The sequence below is a fragment of the Nocardia sp. NPDC060255 genome, assembly GCF_042727395.1.
GTDB lineage: Bacteria > Actinomycetota > Actinomycetes > Mycobacteriales > Mycobacteriaceae > Nocardia.
Window position 1 is genome coordinate 393,190 of record NZ_JBHXAU010000004.1, and the last position, 4,008, is coordinate 397,197.

Annotated in this window: 5 protein-coding genes; 3 read left to right on the forward strand and 2 right to left on the reverse strand. The window is 68.2% G+C overall.

All coding sequences use genetic code 11. The features are described 5' to 3' along the window. Positions 1 to 129: 129 nt before the first annotated feature. A complete protein-coding gene (locus ACFWF1_RS11945; RefSeq protein WP_379292201.1) occupies positions 130 to 822 on the reverse strand; it encodes a M23 family metallopeptidase in 693 nt (230 codons plus the stop codon). A gap of 183 nt (positions 823 to 1,005) precedes the next feature. On the opposite strand from ACFWF1_RS11945, the gene ACFWF1_RS11950 reads away from it, so the two are divergent. Next, positions 1,006 to 1,329, forward strand: a complete 324-nt coding sequence (locus tag ACFWF1_RS11950) for an ArsR/SmtB family transcription factor (RefSeq protein WP_379292202.1) — start codon at positions 1,006 to 1,008, stop codon at positions 1,327 to 1,329. A 258-nt stretch (positions 1,330 to 1,587) separates the two neighbouring features. Here the strand turns inward: ACFWF1_RS11950 and ACFWF1_RS11955 are convergent, their stop codons facing one another. After that, entirely contained in the window at positions 1,588 to 2,574 is a 987-nt protein-coding gene (locus tag ACFWF1_RS11955; protein ID WP_379292203.1) for a glycosyltransferase family 9 protein, read from the reverse strand. 158 nt (positions 2,575 to 2,732) lie between these two features. On the opposite strand from ACFWF1_RS11955, the gene ACFWF1_RS11960 reads away from it, so the two are divergent. Together ACFWF1_RS11960 and ACFWF1_RS11965 are read left to right on the forward strand one after the other, a co-directional pair. Continuing rightward, the gene (locus tag ACFWF1_RS11960; protein WP_379292204.1) at positions 2,733 to 3,185 is read left to right on the forward strand and encodes a VOC family protein; all 453 of its coding nucleotides are present in this window, start codon (positions 2,733 to 2,735) and stop codon (positions 3,183 to 3,185) included. Positions 3,186 to 3,298: 113 nt separating this feature from the next. Then, a complete protein-coding gene (locus ACFWF1_RS11965; RefSeq protein WP_379292205.1) occupies positions 3,299 to 3,886 on the forward strand; it encodes an HdeD family acid-resistance protein in 588 nt (195 codons plus the stop codon). Positions 3,887 to 4,008: the final 122 nt, after the last annotated feature.

Genomic DNA, 4,008 nt, shown 5'->3' on the forward strand with positions numbered 1-4,008 from the left:
CGGGGGCTTGGGTGGCCCACCGGGGCCCCCCCCGGGTCGTGCTGGGCCCCCATTCCACCCGCCCACGTCCGGGGCGTTCGGCGTGGTGATCGTTCGCGAGCCCCTCATCGACTCGCGAAGGCCACTGGATTAAGGCGTGTTGCCCTGGATGTCGATACCGCGGCCGGCGAGCCAGGGGAGCGGGTCGATGGGCTCGCCGCTGGGCAGGTGGATTTCGTAGTGCAGGTGCGGGCCGGTGGAGAAGCCGCGGTTGCCGACGGTGGCGATGATGTCGCCCGCGCGGACCTGCTGGCCGACGGTGGCCAGGATGTCGTTGACGTGGCCGTAGATGCCGATGGTGCCGTCGTCCTGCTGCACCCGCACCCACATGCCGAAGCCGCTGGCCGGTCCGGCCTCGATCACGACGCCGTCGGTGACCGCGCCGATCGGCGTGCCGATCGGGTCCGCCAGGTCGAGGCCCGCGTGCAGTGCGCCCCAGCGCACGCCGAAGGTGGAGGTCAGCACGCCCGCGATGGGGCGCACGGTCTTGGGGCGGGCGGCCTCGACGGCGAGGCGGTGCTGCGCCCATACGACGTTGTCCGGCACCGTCTGCGGCATCTGTGCTTCGCGCGGGGTGAACGCGGTGAACACGGCCTGCGGTGCCACGTCGGCGGTGCGCTTGCCTGCGGTGAGTTGGTCGGCGGTCGATTGCTGGTCGGCGGCGGCGAGGACGCCGAGCGAGGCGCTGACGACCGCGGACACGGCCACCGCGCGGGTGGCGGCACGGTGGCGTCGAGTCCGGGTCGCGCCCCGACGGGAAGATAACGGAACGGTCACGGGCATGGGACGAACGTACGGGAGGGTCATACCTGTTCCGCAATCGTGTGGTTACCGTCACAGCGGAAAGAAAGCCCAGTTCGCGTATTACAAGTGTGTAACGCCAACGCGCGCCTCGCGTGTTCACCTGGGGGAATTCCGTATTACGCCGAGTTGACCAAATGGTCGCTCGGTGATCACACTATTTCAGTGGCGACTAATGGAGTTCGCGCCCTGACGGCGCTCTCGGACCCGACCCGCCGTGCCATCTTCGAGGCGCTCCCGCAGGCCCCGCGCGCGGTCGGTGAACTAGCGGAACTCACCGGCGTAACCAGCTCCGCCGTCTCCCAGCACCTGCGCGTCCTGCGCGAAGCCCGCCTGGTGCTGATGCGCCCGGACGGCAACCGCCGCCTGTACTCCCTCGACCCCCGCGGCCTCAGCGACGCCCGCGACTACCTGGACCAGTTCTGGCCCAGCGCCCTGGCCGCCTACTCCGCCGCGTTGCAGACGGCCCGCACCGACGGCAGCCTCTAGCGGGCGAACGCGTTCGCCGCCGATGCCGGACCTGTTCGGCGGCAAGAGGATTCGGATGCTCACCGCGCATCTTGGTTGCGTGGTTTGCCGCATTGCAGGCTGGCATTTGTCGACGCGTCGCCGAGACGTTACTGCGCACCTGTCCTCTCCGCACGCAGCGAGGTCCACTGGATGTGAGAGGGCCTAACCAAGTCTGCGAAGACCAGGCTCGGTATCGGTGATGTGGTTGTGCGGGCCTGCTGACGGCGGGTGGAACCGTCAGCCGACGCGACGATAGGGAGCGCGGCGGGGTTGGGTGCCGGTGCCGGGCCAGTTGCGCTTGTTGACTTGCTTGTCCACGGCGTTGATCACGTCGGTGACGCCGATCCGCAGCAAGCCGGGGTCGGGTGTGCCGGCGTAGGGGTCACCGAGCTGACCGGCCCAGAGGACGATGTGCCGATTGAGCAGGTGCGGGGGTGGTCCGCCCCAGCGCGGCGGGGTGGGGCCGAAGATCTGGACGGTGCGGGTGCCGAACGCGGTGGCCAGGTGCGCGACGCCGGTGTCGCCGCTGATCACGAGCCCCGCCTCGGCGACGGTGGCGGCCAGTTCGATCAGGTTCTGCTCCCCGGCGAGGACCCGGCCGATCGGCAGGCCTGCCCGCGCGGCGATGTTCAGCGCGATCTCGCGCTCGTATTCATCCCCGGTGAGCACCACCTCGCGGCCGAGCACCAGCAGATGCCGCACGACGGCGGCGAACCGGTCCGGCGGCCAGCGGCGGGCCGGCGCGCCCGCGCCGACGTGCACCACGACGCAATCGCGGTGGCTCGTGGTCGACACCGGCGGCACCAGGCCGAGGTTGCGTCGATCCGCGACGATCCCGTCCGACTCGAGCAGGTGACACCAGCGGTCCACGTTGTGCATGTCGGTCTGCCACTCCGGGCCGTCCAACTCGGGGAACGCCGGATTGCGGTAGCTGAGGATCCGTCCCGGTTCCGTCTTCTCCAGCTGCACAATGCTTTCGGTGCTCGGCCCGTGCAGGTTGACGGCGAGTTGCGGGCCGGGCGCGTCCCAGCGCAGTCCGCCGAGTTCGGCGGTCGGCACCATCGCGTCCACCGAGGCGATCAGGTCGACGATCGGCTTCAGCCGGTGCGGCGCGGCGAGCACGATCCGGTCATGCGGCTTGGCGCGGCGCAGCGCGCGAAGCGCGGGGACCCCGGTCAGTAGATCGCCAAGGCCCCGCGCCTGCAGCACGAGTACAACCGCCACCCTCTTCTCCTAGCCACCCGGGACTCACGATTCCGACCCACTCGCCACACCCATGGGTGTACGCGATGAGAGTCACTTAGGAATTACTACCCGAGCCGAACCGGCGATAAACCCCGCTAGCGATCGCCCCCTGTGCGTTGGCGCACTAACCTCGTGTCATGACCTCCCGGCTCAACCCGTACCTCAGTTTCGGCGACACGGCCCGCGCAGCTCTGGAGTTCTACCGCGACGTGTTCGGCGGCACCCTGACCATCAGCACCTTCAGTGAATTCAGTGACCAGGACGCGCCCGGCGCGGACCTGGTCATGCACGGCATCCTGGAGACCCCGAGCGGCTTCACGTTGATGGCCGCGGACACCCCGCCTGGCATGGAATACAAACCGGGAAGCAGCATTTCGATCAGCCTCAGCGGCGAGGACGCGCGCGAGCTGCACGGTTACTGGGACCGGTTGTCGGAGGCGGGCACGGTGTCGGTGCCGCTGGAGAAGCAGATGTGGGGCGACGAGTTCGGGCTGTGCCAGGACCGGTTCGGCATCGCCTGGATGGTCAATATCGCCGCCCCGGCAGCGGCGACATCAGGCGTGTCGGCGGCCGGCGAATCTGTCGCTTAGCCGGACAACAGCCGCCGGACAGGCGGATAATTCGGTGGGTAAGCCCACTGGACTTGCGAGTTGCGTGGGCAAATGTCCAGGAAACTCTACTGGCAAGGGCATAGCATCGAATTATGACGACAAACAGCGTGCTCGAGGGTCCTTTGCAGTCTCTTGCCCGCAGTGCGTGGCAAACCGTTCTGGTCACCGGCTTACTTTCGGTGGTCCTCGGCGTGATCATTCTCGCCTGGCCCGGCGTCACCCTGGTGGCGGCGGGCGTCCTGTTCGGTATCTACCTGGTGGTCAGCGGTTTTCTGCAACTGATGGCCGCGTTCGGCGCACCGGCCAGCACCGGCATGCGGGTGCTGGCCTTCATCAGTGGCGTGCTGTCCATCGCGATCGGCGTGTTCTGTTTCCGTGACGAGCTGACTTCGATTCTGCTGCTTGCGATTTGGATCGGGATCGGCTGGCTGTTCCGTGGCGTGTCCGCGTTGGTGATCGCGGTGTCCGAGCCTGCCGTGCCCGGGCGCTGGCTGGCGGTGTTCTTCGGTCTGATCACCGTGATCGCGGGCATCGTGTTGATCGCGTGGCCGTTGTCGTCGGTGGCGACGCTGGCGATCGTGGTCGGCGTGTGGTTGGTCGTGCTCGGCATCACGGAGGTCATCCTGGCGTTCGGGATTCGCAAGGACGCCAAGGCGATGCACGGCGCGACCGGTATCTGATCGGATTCACTCGGCCCGCGGCCGCCCCGGGCCATAGGGGGGGCGGGCCCCCCCGGGTGGGCCGGGCCCCGGAGTCCCGCGGTTTGACCCGGGCAAAAGATAAAGGGGGTTAGGTTAGGACA

Coding starts and splice junctions, on each gene's coding strand:
- ACFWF1_RS11965 (WP_379292205.1), top strand. CDS start 3,299: ATGACGACAAACAGCGTGCTCGAGGGTCCTTTGCAGTCTCTTGCCCGC.
- ACFWF1_RS11960 (WP_379292204.1), top strand. CDS start 2,733: ATGACCTCCCGGCTCAACCCGTACCTCAGTTTCGGCGACACGGCCCGC.
- ACFWF1_RS11945 (WP_379292201.1), bottom strand. CDS start 822: ATGCCCGTGACCGTTCCGTTATCTTCCCGTCGGGGCGCGACCCGGACT.